The organism is Aureimonas sp. ME7 (genome assembly GCF_903970965.1).
In the GTDB taxonomy this organism is placed as follows: domain Bacteria; phylum Pseudomonadota; class Alphaproteobacteria; order Rhizobiales; family Rhizobiaceae; genus Aureimonas.
In genome coordinates, this window is sequence record NZ_CAJCKW010000009.1 from 1 (window position 1) to 25,955 (window position 25,955).

Annotated in this window: 23 protein-coding genes, 1 tRNA gene and 1 pseudogene; 13 read left to right on the top strand and 12 right to left on the bottom strand. The window is 68.2% G+C overall.

What is annotated here, in order from left to right:
• Positions 1-135 precede the first annotated feature (135 nt).
• A pseudogene (locus tag H7A85_RS15145) lies at positions 136-831 on the top strand (zinc ribbon domain-containing protein); the annotation flags it as partial.
• Here the strand turns inward: H7A85_RS15145 and H7A85_RS15150 are convergent.
• Both H7A85_RS15150 and H7A85_RS15155 read right to left on the bottom strand, forming a co-directional pair.
• Positions 802-878, bottom strand: a tRNA-Arg gene (locus tag H7A85_RS15150). The pseudogene H7A85_RS15145 and the gene H7A85_RS15150 sit on opposite strands and share 30 nt — an antisense overlap.
• Positions 879-1,014: 136 nt before the next feature.
• Positions 1,015-2,487, bottom strand: a complete 1,473-nt coding sequence (locus H7A85_RS15155; RefSeq protein ID WP_182086802.1) for a HAMP domain-containing sensor histidine kinase — start codon at positions 2,485-2,487, stop codon at positions 1,015-1,017.
• A gap of 317 nt (positions 2,488-2,804) precedes the next feature.
• On the opposite strand from H7A85_RS15155, the gene rpmH reads away from it, so the two are divergent.
• From rpmH to yihA, 5 genes are all read left to right on the top strand, one after another.
• Positions 2,805-2,939 carry a 50S ribosomal protein L34 gene (gene rpmH, locus H7A85_RS15160; RefSeq protein ID WP_182086803.1) on the top strand — a complete coding sequence of 45 codons (135 nt, stop codon included), beginning with the start codon at positions 2,805-2,807 and terminating at the stop codon, positions 2,937-2,939.
• Between the two features lie 41 nt (positions 2,940-2,980).
• The gene (gene rnpA, locus H7A85_RS15165; RefSeq protein ID WP_182086970.1) at positions 2,981-3,334 is read left to right on the top strand and encodes a ribonuclease P protein component; all 354 of its coding nucleotides are present in this window, start codon (positions 2,981-2,983) and stop codon (positions 3,332-3,334) included.
• Position 3,335: 1 nt separating this feature from the next.
• A complete protein-coding gene (gene yidC / locus H7A85_RS15170; RefSeq protein ID WP_182086804.1) occupies positions 3,336-5,144 on the top strand; it encodes a membrane protein insertase YidC in 1,809 nt (602 codons plus the stop codon).
• A gap of 132 nt (positions 5,145-5,276) precedes the next feature.
• Entirely contained in the window at positions 5,277-5,882 is a 606-nt protein-coding gene (locus H7A85_RS15175; protein WP_280514926.1) for a CatB-related O-acetyltransferase, read from the top strand.
• Positions 5,879-6,568, top strand: a complete 690-nt coding sequence (gene yihA / locus H7A85_RS15180) for a ribosome biogenesis GTP-binding protein YihA/YsxC (RefSeq protein ID WP_182086806.1) — start codon at positions 5,879-5,881, stop codon at positions 6,566-6,568. The genes H7A85_RS15175 and yihA overlap by 4 nt, the downstream gene beginning before the upstream one ends.
• Before the next feature lie 3 nt (positions 6,569-6,571).
• Here yihA and H7A85_RS15185 read toward each other — a convergent pair whose 3' ends face one another.
• Positions 6,572-6,934: an NUDIX domain-containing protein gene (locus H7A85_RS15185; RefSeq protein ID WP_182086807.1), complete on the bottom strand. Its 363-nt coding sequence runs from the start codon at positions 6,932-6,934 to the stop codon at positions 6,572-6,574.
• Positions 6,935-7,023: 89 nt separating this feature from the next.
• Complete coding sequence (locus H7A85_RS15190; RefSeq protein WP_182086808.1) at positions 7,024-7,695, bottom strand: TetR/AcrR family transcriptional regulator; 672 nt, start codon at positions 7,693-7,695, stop codon at positions 7,024-7,026.
• Positions 7,696-7,827: 132 nt separating this feature from the next.
• On the opposite strand from H7A85_RS15190, the gene H7A85_RS15195 reads away from it, so the two are divergent.
• Both H7A85_RS15195 and H7A85_RS15200 read left to right on the top strand, forming a co-directional pair.
• Positions 7,828-9,048, top strand: a complete 1,221-nt coding sequence (locus tag H7A85_RS15195; protein WP_182086809.1) for an HlyD family secretion protein — start codon at positions 7,828-7,830, stop codon at positions 9,046-9,048.
• A gap of 55 nt (positions 9,049-9,103) precedes the next feature.
• On the top strand, positions 9,104-10,684 hold the full coding sequence (locus H7A85_RS15200) for a DHA2 family efflux MFS transporter permease subunit (protein WP_182086810.1): 1,581 nt from the start codon (positions 9,104-9,106) through the stop codon (positions 10,682-10,684).
• Here H7A85_RS15200 and H7A85_RS15205 read toward each other — a convergent pair.
• The 5 genes from H7A85_RS15205 to H7A85_RS15225 form a co-directional block, all read right to left on the bottom strand.
• Positions 10,678-11,124, bottom strand: coding sequence for a low molecular weight phosphatase family protein (locus tag H7A85_RS15205; protein ID WP_280514927.1), 447 nt, complete (start codon positions 11,122-11,124; stop codon positions 10,678-10,680). The two genes, H7A85_RS15200 and H7A85_RS15205, sit on opposite strands and share 7 nt — an antisense overlap.
• Positions 11,125-11,170: 46 nt before the next feature.
• On the bottom strand, positions 11,171-11,641 hold the full coding sequence (locus H7A85_RS15210) for a UPF0262 family protein (RefSeq protein ID WP_182086811.1): 471 nt from the start codon (positions 11,639-11,641) through the stop codon (positions 11,171-11,173).
• Between the two features lie 10 nt (positions 11,642-11,651).
• Positions 11,652-12,947: a histidinol dehydrogenase gene (gene hisD, locus H7A85_RS15215; protein WP_182086812.1), complete on the bottom strand. Its 1,296-nt coding sequence runs from the start codon at positions 12,945-12,947 to the stop codon at positions 11,652-11,654.
• Between the two features lie 45 nt (positions 12,948-12,992).
• Positions 12,993-13,439 (bottom strand): DUF2948 family protein, encoded by a 447-nt coding sequence (locus H7A85_RS15220; RefSeq protein ID WP_182086813.1) that lies wholly within the window; start codon positions 13,437-13,439, stop codon positions 12,993-12,995.
• 80 nt (positions 13,440-13,519) lie between these two features.
• Positions 13,520-14,503, bottom strand: coding sequence for a glycosyltransferase family A protein (locus H7A85_RS15225; RefSeq protein WP_182086814.1), 984 nt, complete (start codon positions 14,501-14,503; stop codon positions 13,520-13,522).
• A 122-nt stretch (positions 14,504-14,625) separates the two neighbouring features.
• Here H7A85_RS15225 and H7A85_RS15230 point away from each other — a divergent pair, with 122 nt between their 5' ends.
• The 3 genes from H7A85_RS15230 to H7A85_RS15240 all read left to right on the top strand — a co-directional run bounded on the left by H7A85_RS15230 (position 14,626) and on the right by H7A85_RS15240 (position 17,518).
• Positions 14,626-15,846, top strand: a complete 1,221-nt coding sequence (locus H7A85_RS15230) for a glycosyltransferase family 4 protein (RefSeq protein WP_182086815.1) — start codon at positions 14,626-14,628, stop codon at positions 15,844-15,846.
• A gap of 80 nt (positions 15,847-15,926) precedes the next feature.
• Entirely contained in the window at positions 15,927-16,646 is a 720-nt protein-coding gene (locus H7A85_RS15235; protein ID WP_244631222.1) for a WecB/TagA/CpsF family glycosyltransferase, read from the top strand.
• A 5-nt stretch (positions 16,647-16,651) separates the two neighbouring features.
• Complete coding sequence (locus H7A85_RS15240) at positions 16,652-17,518, top strand: DUF6492 family protein (protein WP_182086817.1); 867 nt, start codon at positions 16,652-16,654, stop codon at positions 17,516-17,518.
• On the opposite strand, the gene H7A85_RS15245 is transcribed toward H7A85_RS15240, so the two are convergent.
• A complete protein-coding gene (locus H7A85_RS15245; protein ID WP_182086818.1) occupies positions 17,515-18,813 on the bottom strand; it encodes a lipopolysaccharide biosynthesis protein in 1,299 nt (432 codons plus the stop codon). The two genes, H7A85_RS15240 and H7A85_RS15245, sit on opposite strands and share 4 nt — an antisense overlap.
• Before the next feature lie 135 nt (positions 18,814-18,948).
• Between H7A85_RS15245 and H7A85_RS15250 the strand changes: the two genes are divergently transcribed.
• Together H7A85_RS15250 and H7A85_RS15255 are read left to right on the top strand one after the other, a co-directional pair.
• Positions 18,949-19,959 carry an endo-1,4-beta-xylanase gene (locus H7A85_RS15250; protein ID WP_244631223.1) on the top strand — a complete coding sequence of 337 codons (1,011 nt, stop codon included), beginning with the start codon at positions 18,949-18,951 and terminating at the stop codon, positions 19,957-19,959.
• A gap of 103 nt (positions 19,960-20,062) precedes the next feature.
• Entirely contained in the window at positions 20,063-22,054 is a 1,992-nt protein-coding gene (locus H7A85_RS15255; protein WP_182086819.1) for a GumC family protein, read from the top strand.
• Positions 22,055-22,066: 12 nt separating this feature from the next.
• On the opposite strand, the gene H7A85_RS15260 is transcribed toward H7A85_RS15255, so the two are convergent.
• Positions 22,067-24,016, bottom strand: coding sequence for a nucleoside-diphosphate sugar epimerase/dehydratase (locus H7A85_RS15260; RefSeq protein WP_182086820.1), 1,950 nt, complete (start codon positions 24,014-24,016; stop codon positions 22,067-22,069).
• A 117-nt stretch (positions 24,017-24,133) separates the two neighbouring features.
• On the bottom strand, positions 24,134-25,948 hold the full coding sequence (gene edd, locus H7A85_RS15265) for a phosphogluconate dehydratase (RefSeq protein WP_182086821.1): 1,815 nt from the start codon (positions 25,946-25,948) through the stop codon (positions 24,134-24,136).
• Positions 25,949-25,955 lie beyond the last annotated feature (7 nt).

Genomic DNA, 25,955 nt, shown 5'->3' on the forward strand with positions numbered 1-25,955 from the left:
GCACCTGCCGCCGCGCTATGGCCGGCTGCGCCACCCCAACCCGCTTCGCCGGCCACCTCAACCGTGGTCGCCAAACCTACCATGCATTAGATTTGAACCGGACCACCTGATAGGGGCAGGCCAACGGGTCTTGCCACCTGCGCGCATTGCGGCGGTGGCATGACGCAGCGCACTGGCACGTCGCGCTCGGGAAAAGTCTACGCCTATTACACTTGCGCAAGTCGAGCGCAGCGCGGCCCGACCGTCTGCCGCGGCAACTCGATCCCGATGGCGCACCTTGACGATTTGGTGCTGACGGCGCTGCAGGAGCGGCTGTTCGCACCCAAGCGTCTTGCCGAGGTCTTATCCGCCCTTGTGGCCCGTCGTGCGGCTCGGGCGGAGGCGGTCGATGCTCGCCTCGTCGCGCTTCAGACCGAGGCCGCGGCCGCCGAAGACAAACTGCGCCGCCTCTACAAGCTTGTCGAGGACGGAATGGCGGAGCTGGATGACATCCTGCGCGATCGCATCGCCGTCCTGAAAGGAGAGCGGGAGAGAGCACAGGCCGCCTTTGAGCGGGCGCGTGCGCAATTGGGTGGGCATGCTGCGATCGATCCGGAAAAGGTGGCAGCCTTCGGCAAGCTGATGCGCGAGATTCTGTCCTCGACCGACACGCCGACCCGCAAAGCGTATCTTGGAGCCATTCTTGGTGCCGTCGAGGTCGACACGGCGACGGTGCGCATCACTGGTAGTCGCGACGTACTGCATGCCGCAATCGATGACACCCCAGCGGCGGGTAAAGTGGTTCAGTTTTCTGGACCGAAATGGCGCGCCCGAAAGGATTCGAACCTCTGACCCCCAGATTCGTAGTCTGGTGCTCTATCCAGCTGAGCTACGGGCGCCTACGGAACGTCGGGCAGTGCCTCAGCCGTTCGTGAGGGGGTACGTACCCAACCTCGCAGACGAATGCAAGGCCCTGCGGCGGGGGTTTTGGGATGTTTGTGCGTTTGGGCTTGTGCCGCACGCTCGTCTCACGCTTCAGGTCCCGGCGGGGGCGTGCGCTGGAGCGGGAAGGGCGTTGGGTAGGTCGATCTCGAAGCGTGCGCCGGAGGCGGGCGCGGCCGACAAGCGGATCTCGCCGCCGTGCGCCCGCACGATCTCGGCGGCGATCGCGAGGCCGAGACCCGTTCCCCCGGCCCGCGTCGAGCCTCGGAACGCCTGGAAGAGATGGTCGCGCGCCGCCGGCCCGAGGCCCGGCCCCGTATCTTCGACGACGATGCGAAGGGTTTCGGACTCCGGCTCTTCCGTGCGCACGGTGACGCGGCGAACCATCGCCTTGTCGTCGTCGCCTTCCAGCGCCTGCACGGCGTTGCGCACGAGATTGGACAGGGCGCGAAAGAACTGCTCCGGATCGAGATCGACCTCAAGACCGGCGGGCACGGCGTTGCGAAGCTCGATGCCGCCCTCCGGCGGTACGAGCTGCGTCTGGAAGATTTCCTCCACGACATGATGGAGGCGCACGCGCCGGCGCGCCGGGCGGCTTTCGCTGGCCCGGCCGTAGGCGAGAACTGACTGGGTGTAGTGCAGGGCGCGGTCGAGGCTGCGAATCAGAACCGGGGCGAAGCGCTGGACCTGCGCATCCGGCACGTCCACGAGGCGGTCGGAGATGAGCTGCGCGGAGGCGAGGATGTTGCGCAGGTCGTGGTTGATCTTGGACACGGCGAGGCCGAGATCGGCGAGATGGCGCTGCTTGCGCAGCGTGTCGGCCAGAACACTCTGCATGCCGGCGAGCTCGCGCTCGGCGATGCCGAGCTCGTCGCGTCGCTCGCTGGCTTTGAGAATCAGGCGGGGATCCTCCGGATCGGTGCCAAATCGCACGAGGGCGCGGGTCAGGGCGCGAATCGGGCGCAGAAGGAAGTGGTTGATCGCCCCGAACACGAGGAGCCCGGTAAAGCTCGCGATGCCGAGCGACAGGAGAAGGATGTTGCGCGAATAGATCAGCATCGCCCGGCGAAGCGGGCGCTCGTCGATGACGACCTCGCCGGTGATCGTTCCGTCGCCGATGGCGCCGACGAGCCGGATCAGGCGTGGGCGCGTGGTGAACAGCGTCTCGAAGGCCTCGACCACCGCCGACAGGCGTCCTTCGGTGGCGAGATCGACCTGGTCGTCCACCGTGCCGAGATCGGGGGCCCTGGCCAGAAGCTGCGTCGAGCCGGGCTTGCGGATGGCGATCAGATGCGCGTCCAGCGCATGAAGAAGCTCGCTTTCCTGGTCGGGCGACAAGAGAAGGCCGCCCTCGGCGAAGCTCGACACCAGCGTGGCGACCGACACGGTCTCGAGCTTGGACTGGAGCCAGTCGACGCGGAAATGGGCGATCGAGGGCACGAAGATCAGAATTTCCGCTCCCATGATGGCCAGAACCGTCATGACGAAGAGACGCGAGGACAGGCGCCGCGCGAAGGGGGGGCGCGTCGCGGAGCGAGGCTTGGCGTGGTCGGTCGGCTTGGTCATAACAAGCCCATCGCGGGCGCCTTCCTGCAAGGGCCGGCTCGGAGGGGCGCAAGCCGATCGTCGCCGATCGAAAGGACGCGGGCGCGCGAGACGGCATCGGCTGGGCTCAAGCGACGGCGAGCCGTCGGCAAGTCCGCGTTCGCGCCAACCTGCGTCCCGGCGATTGACTTCGCCGATGCTTCGTCCTTATAAGCGCGTCCACAGACGGATGCCGGGTCGGATGGGGTGTTGCCCATGCGGATCTTTCGTGCGTTCGACGTTCGATTTGAACCCCTAGCCGATCAAGAGGCCCGCGGGCCACCCCGTGGGAGACGTCCATGAAGCGCACCTATCAGCCCTCCAAGCTCGTTCGCAAGCGCCGTCACGGTTTCCGCGCCCGCATGGCGACCACCGGCGGCCGCAAGGTCATCGCCGCCCGTCGCAATCGCGGCCGCAAGCGCCTGTCGGCTTGAGCCCAAGCCGTTCCGACGCGGGCGGAGCGATCGTTTCCAGACTGACGAAGCGCGCCGAGTTTCTGGCCGCAAGACGGGGCCGTCGGTTGAACGGCCCTTTCTTTTTGATCGAGGCTCTGGACCGGGCGGACGGCGGATCGGCGCGATACGGACTGACCGTGACGCGCAAGGTCGGAAACGCGGTGGAGCGCAATCGCATCCGCCGCCGCCTGCGAGAAGCCATCCGCACGGGTTGCGGGGCTGACATGGCGCCCGGCTTCGATTATGTGGTCGTCGCCCGCCGCGATCTTCTTTCGCTGCCGTTCGAGACACTCAAGGGCGAGCTTTCCAGACGCGTCGCCAAGGTGAAGGCGTCCCGGCAACCGCCCGCAACGCCTCCCTCGGGGACCGAATAACATGGAAAACAGCCGGAATTTCCTGATCGCCATGGCGCTTTCGATCGCCGTTCTGGTCGGGTGGCAGTTCCTGGTCGTCAATCCGCGCATGGAGGCCGAGCGCGTCGCCGCGCAGGGCCAGGAGGCGACCCTCCAGACGCCGACGACCCCCGCGGGTACCGAGCAGGAGGGCGCGGTATCGCCGGCCGGGCGCGAAAGCGTCGTGCCGACCACGCAGACCCCGGCCGTCACCGGCCAGACGCGCGAGGCGGCGCTCGGCTCCAGCCCGCGCATCGCGATCGACACGCCGGCGCTGTCCGGCTCGATCAATCTTCAGGGCGCCCGCCTCGACGATCTCCGGCTGAAGAACTACCACGAGACGGTGGACGACACGTCGCCCACCATCGTGCTCCTGTCGCCCGAGACGATCGGCTCCAACGCCTATTTCCTCGAATTCGGCTATTCGGGCCAGGGCGCCGGCGCGCTGCCGGGCCCGGCGACGCTCTGGCAGGCTGAGGGCAATCAGACCCTGACGCCGCAGACGCCGGTGACGCTGACCGCCACCAACGAAGCGGGCGTCACCTTCGCGCGCCAGATCTCGGTGGACGGGGAATCCATGTTCACCGTGCGCGACACCGTGCGCAACGAAAGCGCGGCACCGGTCACCATCTCGCCCTACGGGCGCGCCGTCCGCTTCTCCAAGCCCGAGGTCGCCGCGGCCTTCGTGATCTTCGAGGGCCTGATCGGGCATCTCGGCGAGGACGGTCTGCAGGAGGTCACCTACAAGAAGATCGAGGATGAGGGCCGCGCCTCGCCCGCCAAGACCGACACCGGCTGGCTCGGCATCACCGACAAGTACTGGGCGACGGCGCTCGTTCCCGCGGAAGGGATCGGCACGTTCCAGCCGAACTTCCGCTATTCCGCCGAAGGCCGCGCCTTCTACCAGTCCGACTATCTCGCCGATCCGATCACCGTGCAGCCGGGCGCTTCGCTCGACACGACCACCCGCGCCTTCGCCGGTGCCAAGGTGGTGGACACGATCACCGGCTACGAGAAGAGCCAGCGGATCGCCCATTTCGGCCAGCTGATCGACTGGGGCTGGTTCTACTTCATCACCGAGCCGATGTTCCACGTCATCGACTTCCTGTATCGCTTCACCGGCAATTTCGGCGTCGCGATCCTGCTCGTCACCGTGGCGCTCAAGCTGATCTTCTTCCCGCTCGCCTCGAAGTCCTATCGCTCCATGGCGAAGATGAAGACGGTGCAGCCGAAGATCGCCGAGCTGCGCGAAAAATACGCCGACGACCGGGCGAAGCAGCAGCAGGAGATGATGCGGATCTACAAGGAGGAGAAGATCAACCCGGCGGCAGGGTGCTGGCCGGTGCTGGTCCAGATCCCCGTGTTCTTCGCGCTCTACAAGGTGCTGTACGTGACGATCGAGATGCGTCACGCGCCGTTCTTCGGCTGGATCCAGGATCTGGCCGCGCCCGATCCGACGAGCGTCTTCAACCTGTTCGGCCTGATCCCGATCACGCTGCCGCACCTTCTGATGGTCGGCGTCTGGCCGATCCTGATGGGCATCACGATGTTCATCCAGATGAAGCTGAACCCGACCCCGCCGGACCCGGCGCAGCAGATGATCTTCACCTGGATGCCGATCATCTTCACCTTCATGCTGGCCTCGTTCCCGGCCGGCCTCGTGATCTACTGGACGTGGAACAACACGCTCTCGATCACGCAGCAGAGCGTGATCATGAAGCGCCACGGGGCCAAGATCGAGCTGTGGGACAATCTGCGCGACACGTTCCGGCGCAAGAAGGCGAGCGGCTGACGGCCGTTCCATCCCGAAACTTCCAGCGAAGGCCCGCCCGTTCCGGCGGGCCTTTTGCCATGGACGGCGCCGGGATCAACTCGTAAGACGAACGCCATGTCACACGGCCCCGATCCCCGTGCGGTGCACCCCATGCCCGCCCATCAGCGCATCGTGTTCCTGCGCAACGTCGTCGACGATCCCAAGATCGAGATCGGCGAATACACCTATTACGACGATCCCGGAGGGGCGCTCCTCTTCGCCTCGCGCAACGTCCTGCATCACTACGATTTTCTGGGCGACCGCCTCCGCATCGGCCGCTTCTGCGCCATCGCCACCGGCGCCCGCTTCGTGATGAACGGTGCCAACCATGCGATGACCGGCTTCTCCACCTTCCCCTTCAACATCTTCGGCAGCGGCTGGGAGGAGGGGTTCGAGATGGAGACGATCTTGTCCGGCTTGAAGGGCGACACGGTGGTAGGCAACGACGTGTGGATTGGCTCCGATGCGCTGATCCTGCCGGGGGTGACGATCGGCGACGGTGCGATCGTGGCCGCCAACAGCGTCGTATCGCGCGATGTCGCCCCCTACGCGGTGGTGGCGGGCAATCCGGCGAGCAAACGCCGACGCCGGTTCGACGACGCGACGATCGAGCGGCTCTTGGCCGTGGGCTGGTGGAACTGGCCGGTGGAGCGGATCAGCCGAAACCTTGCCGCCATTCGCGGTGCCGACATCGACGCGCTGGAGCAGGCGACATGAGCGAGACCACCGGGCCGGATGCCGGCCAAGAGACCGCAGCCCAATCCGAAGAAGCGCGCCGCCTCTTCTTCGCGCGCCCCTGGGTCTTCATCCGGGGCGTGCCCGCCATGAAGTTCCTGCCGCCCGAAGGGCCACCGGAGATCGCCTTCGCCGGGCGTTCCAACGTCGGCAAGTCGTCGCTGATCAACGGCATCGTCGGGCAGAAGGGCCTAGCACGCACCTCGAACACGCCGGGGCGCACGCAGGAACTCAACTATTTCGTACCGGACGGCTTTTCCGGCGAGGCCGGCGACCTGCCGCCGATCGCCATGGTGGACATGCCGGGCTACGGCTACGCGCAGGCGCCCAAGGAACAGGTCGACGCCTGGACGCGCCTCGTCTTCGACTACCTGCGTGGGCGCGCCACGCTGAAGCGCGTCTTCGTCCTGATCGACGCGCGCCACGGCATCAAGAAGAACGATGCCGACGTCCTGACGCTTCTCGACAAGGCGGCCGTCTCCTACCAGATCGTGCTCACCAAGGCCGACAAGATTTCCGCCCTCGCCCTGCCCAAGCTGGAAGCGGCCACGCGCGAACTGATCCGAAAGCGCCCGGCCGCGTTCCCGGAGATTCTCGCCACCTCGTCCGAGAAGGGCGTCGGCCTCGACCTCGTACAGGCGGCCATCGCGGGATTTGCCGAGGGCTGACGCTCAAAGCGTCCGATGCAGCATGACGTCCAGGCGATCCGCCAGACCTGTCGGGAAGAGCCGCGGTTCGCCCCGCTTCAGGTCGCCGATCTCGAACCACCGTGCGATGCACGGCATGCCGTCGTCGAAGGCGAGGGGCGCATCGAGATCGAACGGGCCGTCCGGAAGGACGATCGGCGCCGCGAAGATGATCTCGTGACCAACGACACCTTCGTGACGGAAGAGGTTCTCGATCGCCTCCCACGGACCGATGATCCGGATCGCGGCGCCGATCTCCTCCAAGAACTCGCGACGGAGCGCGTCTTCTCGCGTTTCGCCGAACTCCACGGAGCCGCCGAGCGGGCGAACGCCTTTGAGACGCCCCATGTCATCTCGAACTTCCGCCGCCAGGATCCGTCCGCCAAAGTGCGGCAGGCCGATCACCTTGACCCGTATCTGCGGGGCGGGGCGCCAGCTCAACGGGCGTTCGCGCCGTAGCCGGCCATGAACAGGCGCACCGCCGAGGCGACGATCCGCTCGATCTCCTCCTCCTCGACCGGCGGCGCTTCGTCGTCGAAGAAGCGGCGGCGCAGGACCCCGGCCGTGGCAAGCTCCACGAACTGCGAGGCGGCGAGCGGCACGTCGTCGATGCGAAGCGCGCCCGTGTGGCAGGCCCGCTGAAGGTAGGAGGACAAAAGGGCCAGACCGCGCTGCGGCCCGTGCCGATAGAAGTCTCGGCCGAGTTCGGGCATGCGGTTGGCGACCGCGATCACCGTGCGCTTGGCATGCATCGCGGCCGGCGACATGATGTGGTGGGCCAGCTTCAGGCCATATGTGCGCAGGGTGTGCTCGGGCGCTTCAGGGTCGGTCAGGAGCGCTTCCATCTCGGCCATGTAAAGTTCGCGCTCCGCCTCGATCAGGGCGCGGAACAGGTCTTCCTTGGAGCGGAAGTAGACGTAGAGCGTCGATTTCGAGACCCCGGCCTCGCGTACCACGTCGTTCATCGAGGCGGCGTCGAAGCCGAGTTCCACGAAGATGCGCCGCGCCCCGTCCAAAATCTGCCGACGCTTGACCGGGTCCTCGCCCGCGGCCGAGCGCCGCTCCGCGGGAACGTCGCAAAGAGTTGGGGATTGAGTCGGTTGGTTCATGGCAACCCACACGGTTCGCTAAGTCTGCCGAAAGAAAATGCGAAAGAGCGCTGTCGTGCTTCTTGCACTGCACCCTCATCACGTCTATGTCAACGTCGAACCGAACGGTTCGGTTCGATTGGGATCATTGTCATGTCGCAATCCTCGTCTCCGATTTCCAGTGCCCCGTCTGCGGACGATCGCGCCAGCGCGCCGCGCCTCGAGGTGGTCGGCCGCAAGGGTGGCGAGGATGCGCCCCAGGCCGCCGCCACGCAGTCGGCCAAGACCGATGCGCCCAAGAAGAAGGGCATCGGCAAGCGCCTCGTTCTCCCGGTGGTCGTGATCGCGGCGCTCGCGGGCGGCGGCTGGTACGGGCACCAGTGGTGGGTCGACGGACGCTTCCTCGTGTCCACCGACGACGCCTATGTCGGCGCCGACATGGCGGTGCTCACGCCCAAGGTGACGGGATACATCCAGTCGCTTCCCGTGGTCGAGAACCAGCACGTCAAGGCGGGCGACACGATCGCGGTGATCGATCCGGGCGATTACCAGCTCGCCCTTCGCTCGGCGGAGGCCAAGATCGAGACGCAGAACGCCTCGATCGCCCGCATCCGCGCGCAGCGCGATGCCGCCGTCGCACAGGTTTCCGAAGCGCGCGCCAACGAGACGGCCGCCGAAAGCTCGGTCGCGCAGACCGCGCTCGACCTCGAGCGCGCCGATCGTCTCGTCCGTTCGGGCGCGGGCGCGCAGGCCCCGCTCGATCAGGCCCGTTCCGCCAAGGCGGAAGCCGACGCGCGTCTGGCCGGCACCAAGGCCGCCAGCGCCTCGGCCGAAGCCAACGTCTCGGTGCTCGATGCGCAGATTGCCGAAGCGCAGACGACGCTCGGCTCGCTCGCCGTGGAGCGCGACCAGGCCAACCGCGACCTCGGCTTCACGACGATCCGTGCGCCCTATGACGGCGTCATCGGCAACCTGTCGGTGCAGGAGGGCGATCTCGTGTCGCCGAGCCGCCGCCTTGCCGCCGTGGTGCCGCTCGACCGCGTCTATGTCGATGCGAACTTCAAGGAAACGCAGCTCCATGAGATCGCGGTCGGCGAAAAGGTCCGCATCGAGGTCGATGCTCTGCCAGGCCACGACGTGACCGGCACGGTGGTGTCGCTGGCGCCCGCTTCCGGCTCGGTGTTCTCGCTGCTGCCGGCCGACAACGCCACGGGCAACTTCACCAAGATCGTCCAGCGCGTGCCCGTTCGTATCGCGATCGACCCGTCGGATGCGGCCAAGGGCAACCTGCGCCCGGGGCTTTCCGTCACCGCCGCCGTCGATACGCGCACCGCGCCCGACGGCGCCGCCGAACTCGCCGAGGCCGCCCGGTAAGCGACCTGACACCAACGCCGGCCCGCATCACCCGAAGGCCGAGGTCCGTCAGCTCATGTCCTCCATCACCGCCGATAAGCCACTGGCCGCCGCCCCGGCCTCCGATACCGTTCCGACCCGCCGTATCCTGGCCTTCATGGCCATGGTGTTCGGCATGTTCATGGCCATTCTCGACATCCAGATCGTGTCGGCCTCCCTGTCCGAGATCCAGGCCGGTCTGTCGGCCTCGACCGACGAGATCGCCTGGGTCCAGACGGCCTATCTGATCGCCGAAGTGATCATGATCCCTTTGTCCGGGTTCCTCGCCCGGATGCTGTCGACGCGCGTCCTCTTCTCGCTCGCCGCCGCCGGCTTCACCGCCTCTTCGGCCCTGTGCGCGACGGCGACCAACATCGACCAGATGATCCTCTACCGCGCGCTCCAAGGCTTCATCGGCGGCGGCATGATCCCGAGCGTGTTCGCGGCCGCCTTCACGATCTTCCCGCCGTCCAAACGTGCGCTCGTGTCGCCGATGATCGGTCTCGTCGCGACGCTCGCGCCCACCATCGGCCCGACCGTCGGCGGCTATCTCAGCCACGCCCTGTCCTGGCATTGGCTGTTTCTGATCAATGTGCCGTTCGGCATCATGGTCACGCTGGCGGTCTGGAACCTCGTGGATTTCGACAAGCCGGACCTCGGCCTGTTCTCCAAGTTCGACTGGTTCGGGCTGCTCGGCATGGCGGCGTTTCTCGGATCGCTCGAATATGTCCTGGAAGAGGGGCCCATCGACGACTGGTTCGACGACGAGGTGATCGTCGTCATGACCGTCGTCCTGGTGGCCGGAGCGCTTCTGTTCTTCTGGCGCGCCTTCACCGCCAAGGAGCCGATCGTCGATCTGTCGGCCTTCAAGAACCGCAACTTCGCCTTCGGCTCCCTGTTCTCGTTCATCATGGGTGTCGGCCTCTACGGGCTGACCTACCTTTATCCCGTCTATCTCGGCCGCATCCGGGGCTACGATTCGCTGATGATCGGGGAGACCATGTTCGTGTCGGGTCTGGCGATGTTCGTCACCGCCCCGATCTCGGGCAAGCTGTCCACCAAGCTCGACCCGCGCGTGATGATGGGGATCGGTTTCCTGTCCTTCGGCCTCGGCACGTGGCTGATGACGGGGCTCACCCACGACTGGGACTTCTACGAGCTCCTGATCCCGCAGATCCTGCGCGGCTTCGGCCTGATGATGGCGATGGTGCCGATCAACAACATCGCGCTCGGCACTCTGCCCCCTCAGGTGATGAAGGGCGCGTCCGGCCTCTACAATCTGACGCGCAATCTCGGCGGTGCGGTGGGGCTCGCCATCATCAACACGATGATCAACGACCGCACGGCGCTTCACTACGAGCGGTTGGTCGAGCACGTGCGCTGGGGCAGCCAGATCGCCGAGGAGCGCATGGCCGACATCGCGGCCAACCTGTCGGCCGCCGGGCTCGACGGATCGCAGGCCGCGATCTCGCAGATGGTGCAACTGGTGAAGCGCGAGGCTTCGGTCATGGCCTTTTCGGACGTGTTTCTGGCCTTGACCACGCTGTTTGCGGGCCTTTGCGTCCTGTGCATCTTCGTCCAGCGCCCGCAGACGGGCGTCAAGGTGGACGCTCACTGACGGTTGGTAAGCTCCACGAGCTTGGCGCGGATGCGCCGGTAAAGGTCGCGATAGGCGTCGAGAATCTGCCCCCGGCTGCCCGACACGGCGGACGGGTCGGGCATCGGCCAGAACTCGACGCTCGTCGCCTCTGCTTCCGTCGCGCTCATCGCGGCATGGTGGGCTTCGGGTGAAAGGGTGACGATCAGGTCGAAGAACCCGTCTTCGAGATCCTCGTATTTCTGCGGCTTGCGGTCGCCGAGCGACAGGCCTTCCTCGGCAAGGATCACGTCCACAAACGGATCGCGCTCGCCATCCTTGACGCCAGCCGACGCGATATAGGTGGCGGGCGGCAGAACGGAGCGTGCGATCGCCTCGGCCATGGGCGAGCGGATCGCGTTCATCCCGCAGACGAACAGGATCGAGCCCGGCCGCGAGGCGGTGCCGCTCCGCTCGCTCAAGCGCGTTTTCCCATCGTGATCCGGCGCCGCATCGCTCCCATCCCCTTCAGTTCCGCCGATGAAGGACGCAGATCAGCGTGAACAAGCGCCGAGCCGTGTCCTTGTCGAGCGTGATCTTTCCGCCGAGCCGTTCGCGCAGGAGATCGGAGCCGTCATTGTGGATGCCGCGCCGACCCATGTCGATGGCCTCGATCTGCGACGGCGTCGAGGAGCGGATCGCCTCGTGGTAGCTGTCGCAGATCAGGAAATAGTCCCGGATCACGCGCCGGAACGGCGTCAACGAGAGGATGTGCGTGACGGTGGGCGCGCCGCTCTCGTCCGACACGTCGAAGACGAGGCGCTGGCCGGCGATCGACAGGCGCAGGTTGAAGCGCTCGCCCGCCAGTCCCTGGGGTTCGAAGACGTTCTCCTCGATGAGGTCGAAGATCGCGACGGCACGCTCGTGCTCGACGTCGGGCGAGGCCTGACCGATCGTCTCGTCGAGTTCCACCGCGATCAGCCGGGGCGCGCTGGCCATGTCGCCGGTCCTAGAGGTTGAGCCGGACGGCGACGGACCGGCCGTGCGCGTCAAGCCCTTCCACCCGCGCCAGCTCGATCGCAGACGGTCCCAGTGCGCGCAAAGCTTCGGGGGACAGTTTTAGGATCGAGGTGCGCTTGACGAAGTCGAGAACCGATAACCCGGACGAGAAGCGCGCCGAGCGCGCGGTCGGCAGGACGTGGTTGGAGCCGCCGACATAGTCGCCGATGACCTCCGGCGTGTGGCGGCCGAGAAAGGCCGCGCCGGCGTTGCGGATGCGCGCGAAAAGCGCGTCGGGATCGCCGGTCGCGATCTCCAGGTGCTCGGCGGCGAGGCGATCGGCGAGCGGGGGCGCGTCGCGCGCGAGATCGGCCACCACGATCGTCGCGCCGAACTCGTCCCAGCTCGCACGCGCCGTCTCGGCGCGCGACAATTGCCCAAGCTGGCGCTCCACCGCGTCCTCCACCCGCGCCGCGAAGGCGGCGTCGTCGGTGAGGAGGATCGACTGGGCCGAGCGGTCGTGCTCGGCCTGCGCCAGAAGATCGGCGGCGATCCAGTCCGGGTCGTTGTCCGCGTCCGCGATCACCAGGACCTCCGAAGGACCGGCGATCATATCGATGCCGACCTGCCCGAAGACCTGCCGTTTGGCGCTCGCCACATAGGCGTTGCCGGGCCCGACGATCTTGGCGACGGGGGCGATCGTCGCCGTGCCGTAGGCAAGAGCGGCGATCGCCTGCGCCCCGCCGACGCGGTAGATCTCGTCGACGCCGGCCAGGCGCGCGGCCGCCAGCACGAGCGGGTTCAGGGCCCCGCGCATCGCCGGCACCACCATGGCGATGCGCTCGACGCCCGCGACCTTGGCCGGCACGGCGTTCATCAGAACGGAAGAGGGGTAGCTTGCCGCCCCGCCGGGAACATAGAGGCCGACCGATTCCACCGCCGTCCAGCGGCTGCCGAGGACCGCGCCGATCTCGTCCTCGTAGAGATCGTCCCGCGGGCGCTGGCGCTCATGGTGGCGGCTGATACGCGTGTGCGCGAGGGTCAGGGCGTCCCGCGTCTCGGGCGGCGTCGCCGCGAAGGCGGCCTCGATCTCGTCTTCGCCGACGCGCAGCGTTTCGGGCGTCAGATCCAGGGCGTCGAACTTCGCGGTGTAGGCGATCAGCGCCTCGTCGCCGCGCCCCCGCACATCCGTTACGATGGCGCGCACGGTGGCTTCCACGTCGGCCGAGGCTTCGCGCTTGGCGGACAGGAGATCGCGGAAGCGGCGCTCGAAATCCGGCTCGGCCGCGTTCAGCCTTTGGGGCACTGTATTGGACTCCTTGGGTCGGCGGAGCGGTTCGTCGGCCCCGCGTCAGACCCGGTGGTTCGGCTGGGACGCCGTCGTCCACGCGGGGCCGAGATCGGTCAGCTGGACCTCGATGCATTCGATGTCGAGCCTTATCGCGGCTTCGCCCGCGAAGACAAGCTCGATCGTCCCCGATGGAGCCTCCCCCTCGATCCAGCGAAGGGCGAGAAGCGACAGGATCTCGTCGGGCGAGGCGGGATCGATGCCAACACGCCGGGCCGCGAGAACCCGGTCGAAGCGCAGGACGCTGCGCCGCCGCTCGTGCTCGGCCGTCCCCCCGAACCAGCGCCGGGGCGGCGTCTTTTCCCAAACGAAGCGGTTGACCGGGACGAGGAACCGGCGCGCCCGCGTGTCGAGCGTGAGATCGCCCGCCCGCGCCACCGCGTCCTGCGTATGGGCCGAAAGGACCGCGAGGTCCTCCGCGTCGAGGGCGTTCAGGCGAAGCTGGTCCATGCGAGGCGCGTCTTTCCCGGTGTTTGGAGCCGGCATCTAGCGCGCCGTTCGCGATTTGGCACCTTGGGCCTCGGGAAAGCTCAGTTGGCTTCCGGTTGGCGATACTGCTCGCCCATCCGACCGAACTCGCCCTGCAGCCGGCCGAGCGCGATCTGGATGGGGTAGAGACCGATCAGGGCCGAGCGCTCGCGAACCCCTTGCGCGATCGCGCGGGACGGCGAGGCGGCCAGAAGCAGAAGCGTCTTGGCGAGCGAGCGGCGCCGTCCGGCCCGTCGGCGCTGGATCAGGGCGGACAAGGCGCCGTTGCGCAAGGAGCGGGCGTGAATCCAGGACCACTCGACGCGCCGGGCTGGCACCGTTTCGAGAACCCGCCCGTCCGCGCACCACCCGAGTCGGATGCCCCGCTCGATCGCACGCGAGAAGAAGTCGGCGTCGCCCCCGCCGGTGAAGTTGAACGCCGTGTCGAACAAGGGATCGCCCATCCGTTCGAGAACGCGGCGATGGAGGCAGAGATTGCCCGAGGAATAAAGGATCGGCACGAGGCCTGTTCGCCCATAGGGCGCCCGGAACACCGGATGACGTGCCACCGCCGCGCTCGGGGAGCGCTCGAACACGGGCACCTGCGGGCCGCCGACGATGTCGACGTCGAGCATCGCAAGCGTATCCGCCATCGCGTCGATCCAGCCGGGCTCGGCGGCTTCGTCGTCGTCCAGCACGAGGCAGTGCCGCATGGCGGGAAACTCGCGCCGCGCCGCCGCGAACCCGGCATTATAGGCCGAGCAGTTCCCCCGCTCGTGCGCCACGAGGATGAGCCCTCGCGTCTCGCCGCTTTCGAAGCGGGCACGGGCGGCTGTGAGCCCGGCCAGTCCGTCGGCGTCGTTTTCCATCACCACCACGGCGAAGGAACGGCGCGTCGTCTGCGCGCGGAGCGAGTCCAGGCTGCGCGTCAGCCCGTCCGGCCGGCGGAAGGTCGGCAGGATCACCACCGTGTCGACCGCGGCCGGGTCGTGCGGCGAACGGGCTTCGATGGTGACGCAAGGGGAGGGCGCGGCAGATGCTTCCATAGCGGCCGACGATAGGGCGCAAATGTTGACGATCCGCTGAGCGTCGAAGTTTGTCCTGGTGCCTTTGACGAAATCGCAACGGCCTGCGTGCGAGCGTGATCTCGAAGAGGACGAATCCGTCGATGCATCTGCTTTTCGTGTCATCCCTCCTGCCGGAACGGAAACCGGCCACGGGCTTCGAGATCGCCAACACGGCGATCGCGCGCGCCTACGAGGCGAACGGAGCGCGGGTGACCTTTGCCGGGTTTCGCCGCCCGGGCGCCGAGCGTCCCGCCGGCCCTCACGTCGATCTCGGCGAACTCCTGATCGAGAACGCCGAAGCGAACGGCGCGCAGAAGCTCGGCTGGCTCGTGGCCGCGCTGCGGAGCGGACTGCCCGTCGGCGCCGCCAAGCTGCGCACGGTGGACGAGCGCGATCTCCTCGCCCGCATCGAGCGGGCGGGACCGTTCGACGCCCTGGTTCTGTCCTCCGTACAGATGCCGATCGCCTATCCCGCGCTCATGCAACTCGGCCCGACGATCTTCGTCGCCCACAATGTCGAGCATCGCTCGGCGGCCGAGATGGGAACGAGCGCGACCTCGCCGGCCACACGCCTCCTGTATCGGCGCGAGGCGCGCCTCCTGCGGGCGCACGAGGCCTGGGCCTGCAAGTCGGCGAGCGCCGTTCACTCGCTGTCCGCGACGGACGCAGCCGATCTTGGCCTGTCCGGCGATCGGCGTTCGGTGGTGCTGCCGCTCACCGTCGGTCACGGGACGAGCGGACTTGGCGATGCCGGGCTCCGCGCCTTCGACGTGGTGCTGATCGGCACCTGGAGCTGGGCGCCGAACCGGGTCGGCGTCGACTGGTTCGTCCATGAGGTCGCCCCGCGCCTCGATCCCGCGCTCGCGATCGGCATCGCCGGTCGCTTCGACGGCGCGCCGCCCCCGGCGCCCGGCTCGGTGCGCTTTCTCGGCCGCGTTCCCGATGCGCAGGCCTTTCTTCGATCCGGCCGCGTCGTCGCTCTGCCGATGCGGGGCGGGACCGGCGTTCAGCTGAAGACGATCGAGACCCTGGAGGAAGGCCTGCCGGCGGTCGCGACATCGTCCTCGCTGCGCGGGATCGGGACCGCGCTCCCGTCCAACATCCGCGTGGCGGACGATGCCGCAGCCTTCGCCGACGCGCTCACCGAACTCGTGGCGCGCGAGCGCGCGGGCGAGCCGCTGCGGCTCGATGGGCAGGCCTTCGCGGCCCGCCAGCGCGCCGAGCTCGAACGCGGCGTGCGGCGAGGGCTCGAACTGGCCGGATTGTCCGCCGAGCTCGCGAGCGTTCCATCCGATTTCGAACACCGGGCGCTCGCCTCATGATCGATCCGCTTCCGCTTCCCGTCCCCCCCGTTCCCCCACGAGCGCCGGCCCGCCAACCGAGGCCATTGCCGACGCGCCGCATGGGCGGGCTTCGGATCGCCGCGATCACCGGCGACGAGACGATCCGTATGATCGAGGCCGCGATCGAGGGGCGAACGGGCCTCCACGTCGCCTTCGTCAACGCGCATTGCGTCAACGTCGCCGCCGAAAGCGACGGCTATCGCGAGGCCATGGCCGACATGCTGTGCCTGCCCGACGGCATCGGCGTCGACATCGGCTCGCGCATGCTGTTCGGCGAGCCGTTCCCGGAAAACCTCAACGGTACCGATTTCCTGCCTCGCTTCTTCGGGGCGGCGAAGGGGAGCCTGCGCGTCGGGCTCGTCGGCGGCGAGCCGGGCATCGTGGAGCGCGCGGCGCTCGGCTTCGGCGAGCGGTTCGAGCAGCATCGCTTCATCGCCATTTCGGACGGCTATTTCGAGCCCGGCAAGGAAACGGCCAACGTTCTCGACTGGATTCGGCTGGCGCGCGTCGACGTCCTCCTAGTGGGAACCGGGGTGCCGCGCCAGGAACTCTTCATGGCCGCCCATATCGGCGCGCGCGAAGCGCCGGTGAGCTTCGCGGTGGGCGCGCTCCTCGACTTCACCGCCGGCAAGGTGGTGCGCGCGCCCGCCTGGATGCGCCGCTGGCGTATGGAATGGGTCTGGCGTCTCGTTCTGGAGCCGCGCCGTCTTGCCAAGCGCTATATCGCCGGCAACCCCGCCTTTCTCGCCCGGATCGCCCGGCAGCGCATCGAGAAGTGAGCCGCATGCGCTTCGCGCTGGTGACCTCCAGCTATCGGGGGGATTGGGATCGCTGCCGCCTCCTGTGCGACAGCGTGGATCGCTTCGTGTCGGGCCACGACTTCCACTACCTCCTGGTGGAGGAGGCAGACGTCGCCCTGTTTCGTCAGCTGGAGGGGCCCAAGCGGCGCGTCGTGTCGGAGCGCGATCTCCTGCCCTGGTGGCTGCGCCCGGTGCCCGATCCGCGCCGCCGGGGCCGGCGCCTCTGGTTGTCCCCGTTCGGGCCGGCCTTGAGCGGCTGGCACGTCCAGCAGCTTCGCCGTTTCGCGATGACGGCGGCGATGGGGGAGGAAGCGATGGTGTCGCTGGATTCCGACGTCGTCTTCGTGAAACCCTTCGACGTCGGCACGCTGCACGAGGGCGGGCGCGTCGCCTTCTACCGGGTGCCGGACGGGATCGACGGCGTGCTGCCGCACCTGCGGGCCGAGCACGAAGCCTGGAGCGTCCGGGCGGGCCAGCTTCTGGGAACGGAGGCGCCGAGTTCGGCCACCTATATCGGCACCCTGATCGCCTGGCGACGGGATACGGTTCGAGCGCTCCTCGCCCGGATCGAAGCCGTGGGCGGGCGCTCGGCGATGCGCCGGCTCGTCGCCTCGCGCACCCTGTCGGAATGCACGATCTACGGACGGTTCGTCGACGAGGTGGAGGGGCACCCCGAGCGTCATGCGCCGACCGCTCTCCAACGCTGTGCCGTCTACTGGGACGGGCCGCCGCTCGACGCCGACGGCCTCGCCGCCTTTCTCGGCGGTCTGGCGGAGCATCAGGTCGCGGTCGGGCTCCAGTCCTTCACGGGAACCGATCCGACCCTGATCCGCCGTGCGGCGGGTCTCTAGCCGGCGACGGTCGCCGAGCGCAACCGACCGCCGCGGCGCATGTCGAGAACGAGATAGGTCGTCATCGCCGAGGCGAGCCATAGCGCCCCGAACACACCGTTCAGACCGATCACCCAGCCCGTGTCCGAGGCTGCCCCGTTGCCGAGGATCACCGCTAGGAACCCGGCCTTCAGGACGGTCAGGAAGGCGAGCACCGCAGCGCGAACCCCGGTCCGCCCTTGCGCATAGAGAAGCTCGCCCTCGTATTCCACGAGGTTGCGAAAGGCGGGAACCAGCAGCACCAGAAGCACGAGCGGCGCCGCGTCCGCGACATTGGTGCCGAGCAGCGTCGGCCGGATATGGAGGATCACCCCGAACGCGGCGAGGCCGCCGGCCGAGACCAGCGCGATGGCGCCCTCGATCCCCCAGCGCATGCGCCAGGAGTTGAGCCAGGCGGGCGAGCGCATCAGCTTCTGCACCACCATCATGTTGAACGAGCGCACGGGCAGAGCGGTCAGGTCGATCAGGCGCATCAGCATGGCGTAGAGGCCGGCGATGTGCGGGCCGCCGAGCGACAGGACGAGCAGCTTGTCGAGTTCGGACTGGAGATAGAACAGGACCTCGGCCCCCGCCACGGCGAAACTGTCGGCCGCGCGACGCTTGTAGAGATCGGGGCGCCAGCGCAGGCGCTGGCGTGGGTAGAGCGCGAGGATGCCACTGATCGCCGACACGGCGTTGGCGCCGAGATAGAACAGGCTCCAGCCGAGAAGCCCGCTTTGGGGGGCGAGGGCGGCGAAGAGTACGGCGGCCAGCGCCTTCATTCCCGTTCCCACCACCACCAGAACCGAGGCGCGGCCGAAGCGGTTCATGCCGTTGTTGACGATGCACACGACTTCGAGCGCGCGCCAGCACACGACCTCGGCCGCGACGATGGCGGCGAAGGCGGCAAGGCCCATGTCGCCGGCGAACACCAGAACGAAGAACAGCGCGCCCGCCAGGACGACCAGCGGCATCGACAGCGCGAAGGCCGCGAGAAGCCCCGCCGTGTAGGTGCCGACGAGGTGGGGCTTGCGCGTCGCCGCGCGGTAGAGCGGCGAGACGAAGCCGAGCCCGGCGATGCGCGACAGGACGATGCCGGTGGCCGAGGCCGTCGCGAACAGGCCGAAGGCCGACACGCTCAGGCTGTTGGCGACGGCGGTGAAATAGAGAAGCGACAGAACCAGGCGCCCGCCGGAGCCGCCCAGGAGCTTGGCGTAGTCGCGCACGACCTTCAGCTTTGCTTCAAGACTTCCTGCCAGGAATGGCGACTGGAGCATCGAGACACCTTGGAGGGCTGCGGCGTGATGACGCGAAATCCGTTCGACGCCGTCCGTAGCACGCCGCCTTTCGCCGGTGATAGACCGTCGAGCTTAACGCGCCGTTCGCTGCTGGCGGGAGGCGCTGCGGCCTTCATGGCCGGCCCGCTGCCGGCGCGAGCGTCGAGCTCGCCCGGAGCGATTCCCTTCGGCGCGGCGATCCAGTCCGACTTTTTCGACGCCGACCCGGACTATCGCGCGCTGTTCACGCGCGAATGCGATCTCGTCCTGCCGATGAACGAGCTGAAGTTCGCGCTTCTCCGGCCGACCCGCGAGACCTTCGCCTTCGAGGCGGCCGACCGGATGGTGGATTTCGCACGGGCCAACGGACAGGCCTCGCGCGGTCACACGTTCGTCTGGTGGTCCACCAACCCGGACTGGTTGGAGGCGATCGAGGACGAGGGGCAAGCCGAGCGCGTTCTCGTCGAGCATATCGAGCGCGTCGCCGACCGGTATCGAGGGCGCTTGTCGAGCTGGGACGTGGTGAACGAGGTGATCGCCCACGACCCGGACGAGGACGGCGGCCCGTTGCGCGACACGTTCTGGCTTCGGCGCCTCGGGCCCCGCCACATCCCGCTGGCCTTCCGGACGGCAGCGCGGATCGACCCCGCCGCGCGTCTCGTCCTCAACGACTACGACCTCGAGTTTCGCGGGCCCCGCTTCGACACGCGCCGGGCGATCGCGCTCGGCATCGTGCGCCAGCTTCAGGATGCCGGCATCCGCATCGACGCCGTCGGCATCCAGGGCCACCTCTACGCGCATCAGGAGATCGACGTCGAGGCGCTCGCCCGGTTCGGGCGCGACCTCAAGGCACTGGGGGTCGGGCTTCTGGCCAGCGAGCTCGACGTCATCGACTTCCAGGTGCCCGGCGATGCCGAGGCGATCGACGCGGCGGCGGGTAAGGTCGTGTCCGATTTCCTCGATGGGCTCATTGGCGGGCAGCGGCCGGAGGCCGTCGTCACCTGGGGGCTGACCGACCGCTATTCCTGGGTCGGCGACGCCATGCCGCGCGCTGACGGCCGGCCCTGCCGGCCGCTCCCCTTCGATGCCGAGCTAAGGCCGAAGCCCTGGTACGGCGAGCTCCGGCGGCGGCTGGCGCGAGGCTGACGCTGGGGAAGGGCGCTGTTTCGAGAATTAACGCTTTCTTTGCCATGATGCCGGAAAGCTGGACCCGTCGCAGTTGCGCCGTCCCGATCCAGGACCCTTTCCGATGTTCTACGCCGAAAGTGCCGAGTCCCGTCCCGCTTCCCGCTGGGACCCTGCGCCGGCCGGCGAGGGGGCGACGAAGAGTTTCCTCGATCCCGCCTATCTCGCCGGCGCCGTCTGGCGCGCGCGCACTCTGATCCTCGTCATGGGTGTGCTCGGCGCGGTGGCGGCGGGCGCCGTCGCCATGTCGAGCCCGAAGCAATACACGGCCGCGACGCAGATCGTGCTCGACCCGCGCGATCTCAACCTCGTGCAGAACGAGGTCGCACCGACCGCCAACGGTCTCAACACGGAAGCGGCGCTGGCGCTGATCGAAAGCCAGATCGCGGTGATCACCTCGGGCAGCGTCCTCGGACGCGTCGTGGACGAGGCGAACCTCACCGCCGATCCCGAATTCGGCGGGGCCGCCCGCTCCACTTGGCTGTCGCGCCTTTCCGCGACGCTGACCGCGATCTCGGCCGACGAGCCGGAAAATGCCGTGCGCGACCGCAAGCAGCGCACGATCAACCTCCTGCAGCGGCACGTCACCGCCACGCGCAACCCCAACAGCTTCGTGATCAACCTTTCGGTCTCCAGCGAGGACCCGGAAAAGGCCGCGCGCCTCGCCAACCTGACGACCGAGATCTTCATCGCCGAGCAAGGGCGCGCCCAGTCCGAGCTGGCCCGCCGGGCGACGGCGTCCCTGTCCTCACGCCTCGCCGAATTGCGCGCGCGGGTGGTCGAGTCCGAAGACGCGGTGGAAGCCTACAAGGCGAAGAACCAGCTCGTCGGCGTCGGCGGACGGTTGATCGACGACGAGTTCATCACCCGCATCAACAACCAGCTTGCGGACGTGCGCACACAGATCACGGCGCTCAACGTGCGCGCCCGCTCGCTGCGCGAGGCAAGCGTCGAGGACGTCGCGTCCGGCTCCTTTCCCGAAGGGCTGAACGCCGAGTCGCTCCTGCGCCTGCGCCAGATCTATTCGGAAGCGGCGCAGAACCAAGCGGTCCTCGCCACCCGCCTCGGCCCCCGCCATCCCCAGCGCATCGCGGCCGACCAGGCCGTTTCCACCGCGCGCCGCGCCATCCAGACCGAGCTGTCGCGCATCGTCGCCTCGGCCCAGACCGAACTGGCCCGCGCCCAGGCGACGGAGGCGGACCTTTCCACCCAGATCGAGACGCTGCGCTCGCGCCAGATCGAGACGAGCGGCGCCTTCGTGCGCCTGCGCGAGTTGGAGCGGGAGGTCGACGCCTCGCGCGCGGTCTACGAGGCCTATCTCCTGCGCACGCGCCAGACCAGCGAGCAGGAAAGCCTGAACTCGGCCAACGTGCGCGTGATCTCGGACGCCAGCGTGCCGTTCCAGCCGTCCAGCCTGTCGCGCAAGATCGTCGTCGTCGTGGGTCTGATCCTCGGCCTTGGTGTCGGCATCGCGCTGGCGCTGGGGCTCGCGATCCTTTCCTTGTTCCGCAACGGCCGGCAACGCGTGCCGGAATCCGCGACCGCTGCCGCCGCCTCCGATCGCCTGCGCGCGCAAAGGAACGAAGCCCAGCCTGAACCCGCCATGGCCGAGGCGAGCGCGCACGAACCTTCGCCCGCCGCCGCCCGGACGCAGGCGTTCGCCCCGGCCGATGACTTTCATCCGACCGCCCCGCAGCTTCCCGAGCGCGCCGAGGAGGCGGAGGCGCCGGGAATGGAGGATTGGGCCGGCGACTGGTCGCTGCGCGGCGCGCTGGGAGACGCCGAGCCGCCGGGCGACGCCGTGCCGGACGAGGACGCGATGGAGCCATCGCCCGCCAGCGACATCGAGGAGCGCCGGGACGCCCTGCGCCGCCGCATCCGGGAACTTGGCGAACGCCGCTTTCCGTTGGGCGGGGCGAGCGGGGAAAGGGAAACGAGCGCGACGGGCGAGGCGCTGCCGCGCGACGAGCGCCGCGAGCGGATCAGCTTGCGGCTCGCCGCCGCACGCCAGCGCCGCATGGCAGGGGAAGACGAGCCCGCCACCCCCGAAGCATGAACGAGCGCCGGTTCAGGCGCCCGGCGCGTCGAGAAGAACCGGCCCGCCGTTCGTGGCCGCGATGCGCGTGCGCCCATATTCGGGCACGATCGCGCACAAGATTTCCACCGCGCGGGCCGCATCGCCATCGCCGAGCGCCCGCTCCACCGCCTCGAAACGCGAGCGCAGGAAGCTGAGGTCGGACACGCGCGATCGGGCGATCAGGAGGCCGGGGAGCCCGGTATCCTCGCGCGTTTCGCCTTCGCCGAAGAGCTCCTCGTAGAGCTTCTCGCCCTTGCGAAGGCCGGTGAACTCGATCGCAATGTCGGTATGCGGGCGCAGGCCCGCCAGCTGGATCAGCCGCTCGGCAAGCTCCACGATGCGGATCGGCCGGCCCATGTCGAGAACGAAGATCTGGCCCTCCGCCGCCCGGTCCGCGATCCCGTGTCCCGCGGCATGGAGGATCAGCCGTGAAGCTTCCGGAATGGTCATGAAGAAGCGCTCGATGTCCGGGTGCGTCACCGTCAGCGGGCCGCCGCGCCCGAGCTGGCTCTGGAACAGCGGGATGACGGAGCCCGCCGAACCCATGACGTTGCCGAAGCGCACGGTCATGAAGCGCGTGCCGCCGCCCGCCAGATCCAGCGCCTGACAATAGGCTTCCGCCGCCCGCTTGGTGGCGCCCATGACGTTGGTCGGGTTCACCGCCTTGTCGGTCGACACCATGACGAAGGCCATGGCGCCGCAGGCGAGCGCCGCGTCCGCGACGTTGCGCGAGCCCAGAAGATTGGTCTCGATGCCCTCCAGCGGGTTTTCCTCGACGAGCGGCACGTGCTTGAGGGCGGCCGCGTGAAAGATCACCTCCGGGCGCCACTGCGCAAACGTCGTCATGATCCGCTCGCGCTGGCGCACGTCGGCCACGCGCTCCACCACCGGTACGTTCGGAAAGTTCTCGGCCATGCGGCGGCCGATCGAGTAGAGGTTGAACTCGCCCGCATCGACCAGGAGAAGCCGGCTCGGTCCGAACGAGGCGATCTGCGCGACGAGCTCGGAGCCGATCGAGCCGCCAGCCCCGGTCACGGCGATGCAGCGCCCCTGGATCAGCCCGCTGACCTCGCCGATATCGAGCCGGATCTCGCGGCGGCCGAGAAGGTCCTCCAACGACACGGGCAGGACCTCGATCGGCGTGTCGCCGAGATCGCCGGCGCGCGAAATGTCGGGCAGGCGCTTGACCGCGATCTTCAAAGGCGCGGCGACCTCGACGACCTCCGACAGCTCGGGCGGCGACACATGGCCCTTGGCGACGATGAGCTGGGTGAGGGGGGTGGCCGAAAGCTCGGCGCGCCGGGCAATCTCGGGAAGGTCGGCGAGCGAGCCGAGCACCTTCACTCCGTGCAGATGGCGCCCCTGGTTCTTCGCCTTGTCGTCGACGAGGCCGACGATGTGCACCCCGTGATGGGAGCGCCGCGCGTCGCGGATGAAAAGGTCGGCATTGTCGGTGAAGCCGTAGAGGACGACGTTCTCGGTCGGTACGCGGATGCCGCTCGTGTCGAAGAAGCGCGCGGACAGACCGCGTTCTTTCCACAGGCGATATGCGAGACGCGGGCCGCCGAGGCCCACGATCATGATGAACCAGGTCATCACCAGCGAGGAGCGCGGCAGGTAGAGGCCGCGAAACAGGATGAAATGGCCGACCAGAAACACGACGTTGATCGCCGTCACCGCCTTGACGATCGACAGGACGTCGAGAAGCGAGGCGTAGCGCCAGGCGCCGCTGTTGAGCGAGAAGAGCGGGAACATCGCCGCCGACAGGAGCGTGAAGGCGACGACGAGCGACCAGATCTGCCAGTAGCCGAACAGCGCGGTGAAGCCGAAGGCCAGCCCCATCGACAGGGATATCGCGATCGCCGCGATCAGGACGTCATGGACGATGCCGAGCGAGCGGAACGACCCTCTAGGCAGGGAGAAGGGAAGGCGAGGCTGCATTCGGTTGTCCGCGTCGTCGAGGCGCGCAAGCCGCCGGGCGGCCCCGCTCGAGCCCACCTCTAGCCGATCCGGGCGGGCCCTGTCACGCAAGGCCGGTTTCGGCCGGCGCGGGGGCGCTCAGAAGACGCTGGCGCCCGTGTCGGCGGTGCCGACCGCGCGGCGGAACACGGCGAAGAGGTCGCGCCCGAGGCCCGTCTCGTTGGCCGAGAGATCGGCCTCGGCATTGGGCCGGCGCGCGAACTCGGCCGGGTCCACCAGGACTTCCAGCGTACCCGCCTCGCCGTCGAGCCGGATCAGGTCGCCGTCGCGGATCTTGCCGATCGGGCCGCCGTCCAGCGCTTCGGGCGTCACGTGGATCGCCGCCGGCACCTTACCGGACGCGCCCGACATGCGTCCGTCGGTGACGAGCGCCACGCGCTGCCCCCGATCCTGGAGGACGCCGAGCGAGGGGGTGAGCTTGTGAAGCTCGGGCATGCCGTTGGACTTCGGACCCTGGAAGCGGACGACGGCGACGAAGTCGCCGGTCAGTTCGCCCGCCTTGAAGGCGCGCTGCAACTCGTCCTGATCGTGGAACACGCGAGCCGGCGCTTCGACCACGCGCTTCTCCGGCTTCACGGCCGAAACCTTGATCACCGCCTTGCCCATGTTTCCCGACAGCATGCGAAGGCCGCCGTTTTCCGAGAACGGCTGATCGGCGGTGGTGAGCACCTTGGGGTCGCCGCTGAGCTCGGGCGTCGGCGTTCGAACGACCTGTCCGTCCTCCCCGAGCTTGGCCTCGACCGTATACGAAGACAGGCCCGTACCCCAGGCCGTGCGCACGTCGTCGTGCAGGAGGCCGTGGCCGAGAAGCTCGCGGATCAGGAAGCCCATGCCGCCGGCCGCCTGGAAATGGTTCACGTCGGCGAGGCCGTTCGGGTAGACGCGGGCGAGCAGCGGCGTGATCTCGGACAGTTCCGAAATGTCGGCCCAGGTCAACTTGATGCCGGCCGCCGCCGCCATGGCGACGAGATGCAGCGTGTGGTTCGTGGAGCCGCCGGTGGCATGAAGGCCGACGACGCCGTTCACCACCGCCCGCTCGTCCACCACGAGGCCGGCGGGCGTGTATTCGTTGCCGAGCGCGGTGATGGCGAGCGCGCGACGTGTCGCTTCACGCGTCAGCGCGTCGCGCAAGGGCGTGTTCGGGTTGACGAAGGAGGAGCCCGGCGTGTGGAGCCCCATGATCTCCATCAGCATCTGGTTGGAGTTGGCCGTGCCGTAGAAGGTGCAGGTGCCGGGGCCGTGATAGCTCTTCGACTCCGCCTCCAGCAGCGCGTCGCGCCCGACCTTGCCTTCGGCGTAGAGCTGGCGCACCCGCGCCTTCTCGTCGTTGGGCAGGCCCGATGTCATCGGGCCGGCGGGCACGAAGATCGCCGGCAGGTGGCCAAAGGACAAAGCGGCGATGACGAGCCCCGGCACGATCTTGTCGCAGACGCCGAGATATACGGCGGCGTCGAACATGTCGTGGCTGAGGCCGACAGCGGCCGACATGGCGATGACGTCGCGCGAGAAGAGCGACAGCTCCATCCCCGTCTGCCCTTGCGTGACCCCGTCGCACATGGCGGGCACGGCGCCCGCGACCTGCGCCGTGGCGCCGGCTTCGCGCGCGGTCTGGCGGATGATCTCGGGATAGGTCTCGAACGGCTGGTGGGCCGAGAGCATGTCGTTGTAGGAGGTGATGATGCCGAGGTTGAGCGTCCGGTCGCCGATCAGACGCTCCTTGTCGGTCGGGCCGCAGGCGGCAAAGCCATGGGCGAGATTGCCGCAGTTGAGGGCGGAGCGCTTGGGCGCGGTCGCGGCCTTCTGCCGGATGCGCGCGAGATAAGGCTCGCGCGTCGGAGCGGAGCGCTCGCGGATCCGGTCGGTGATGTCTTCGATACGGCGATCGGCGGACATGGCGTCA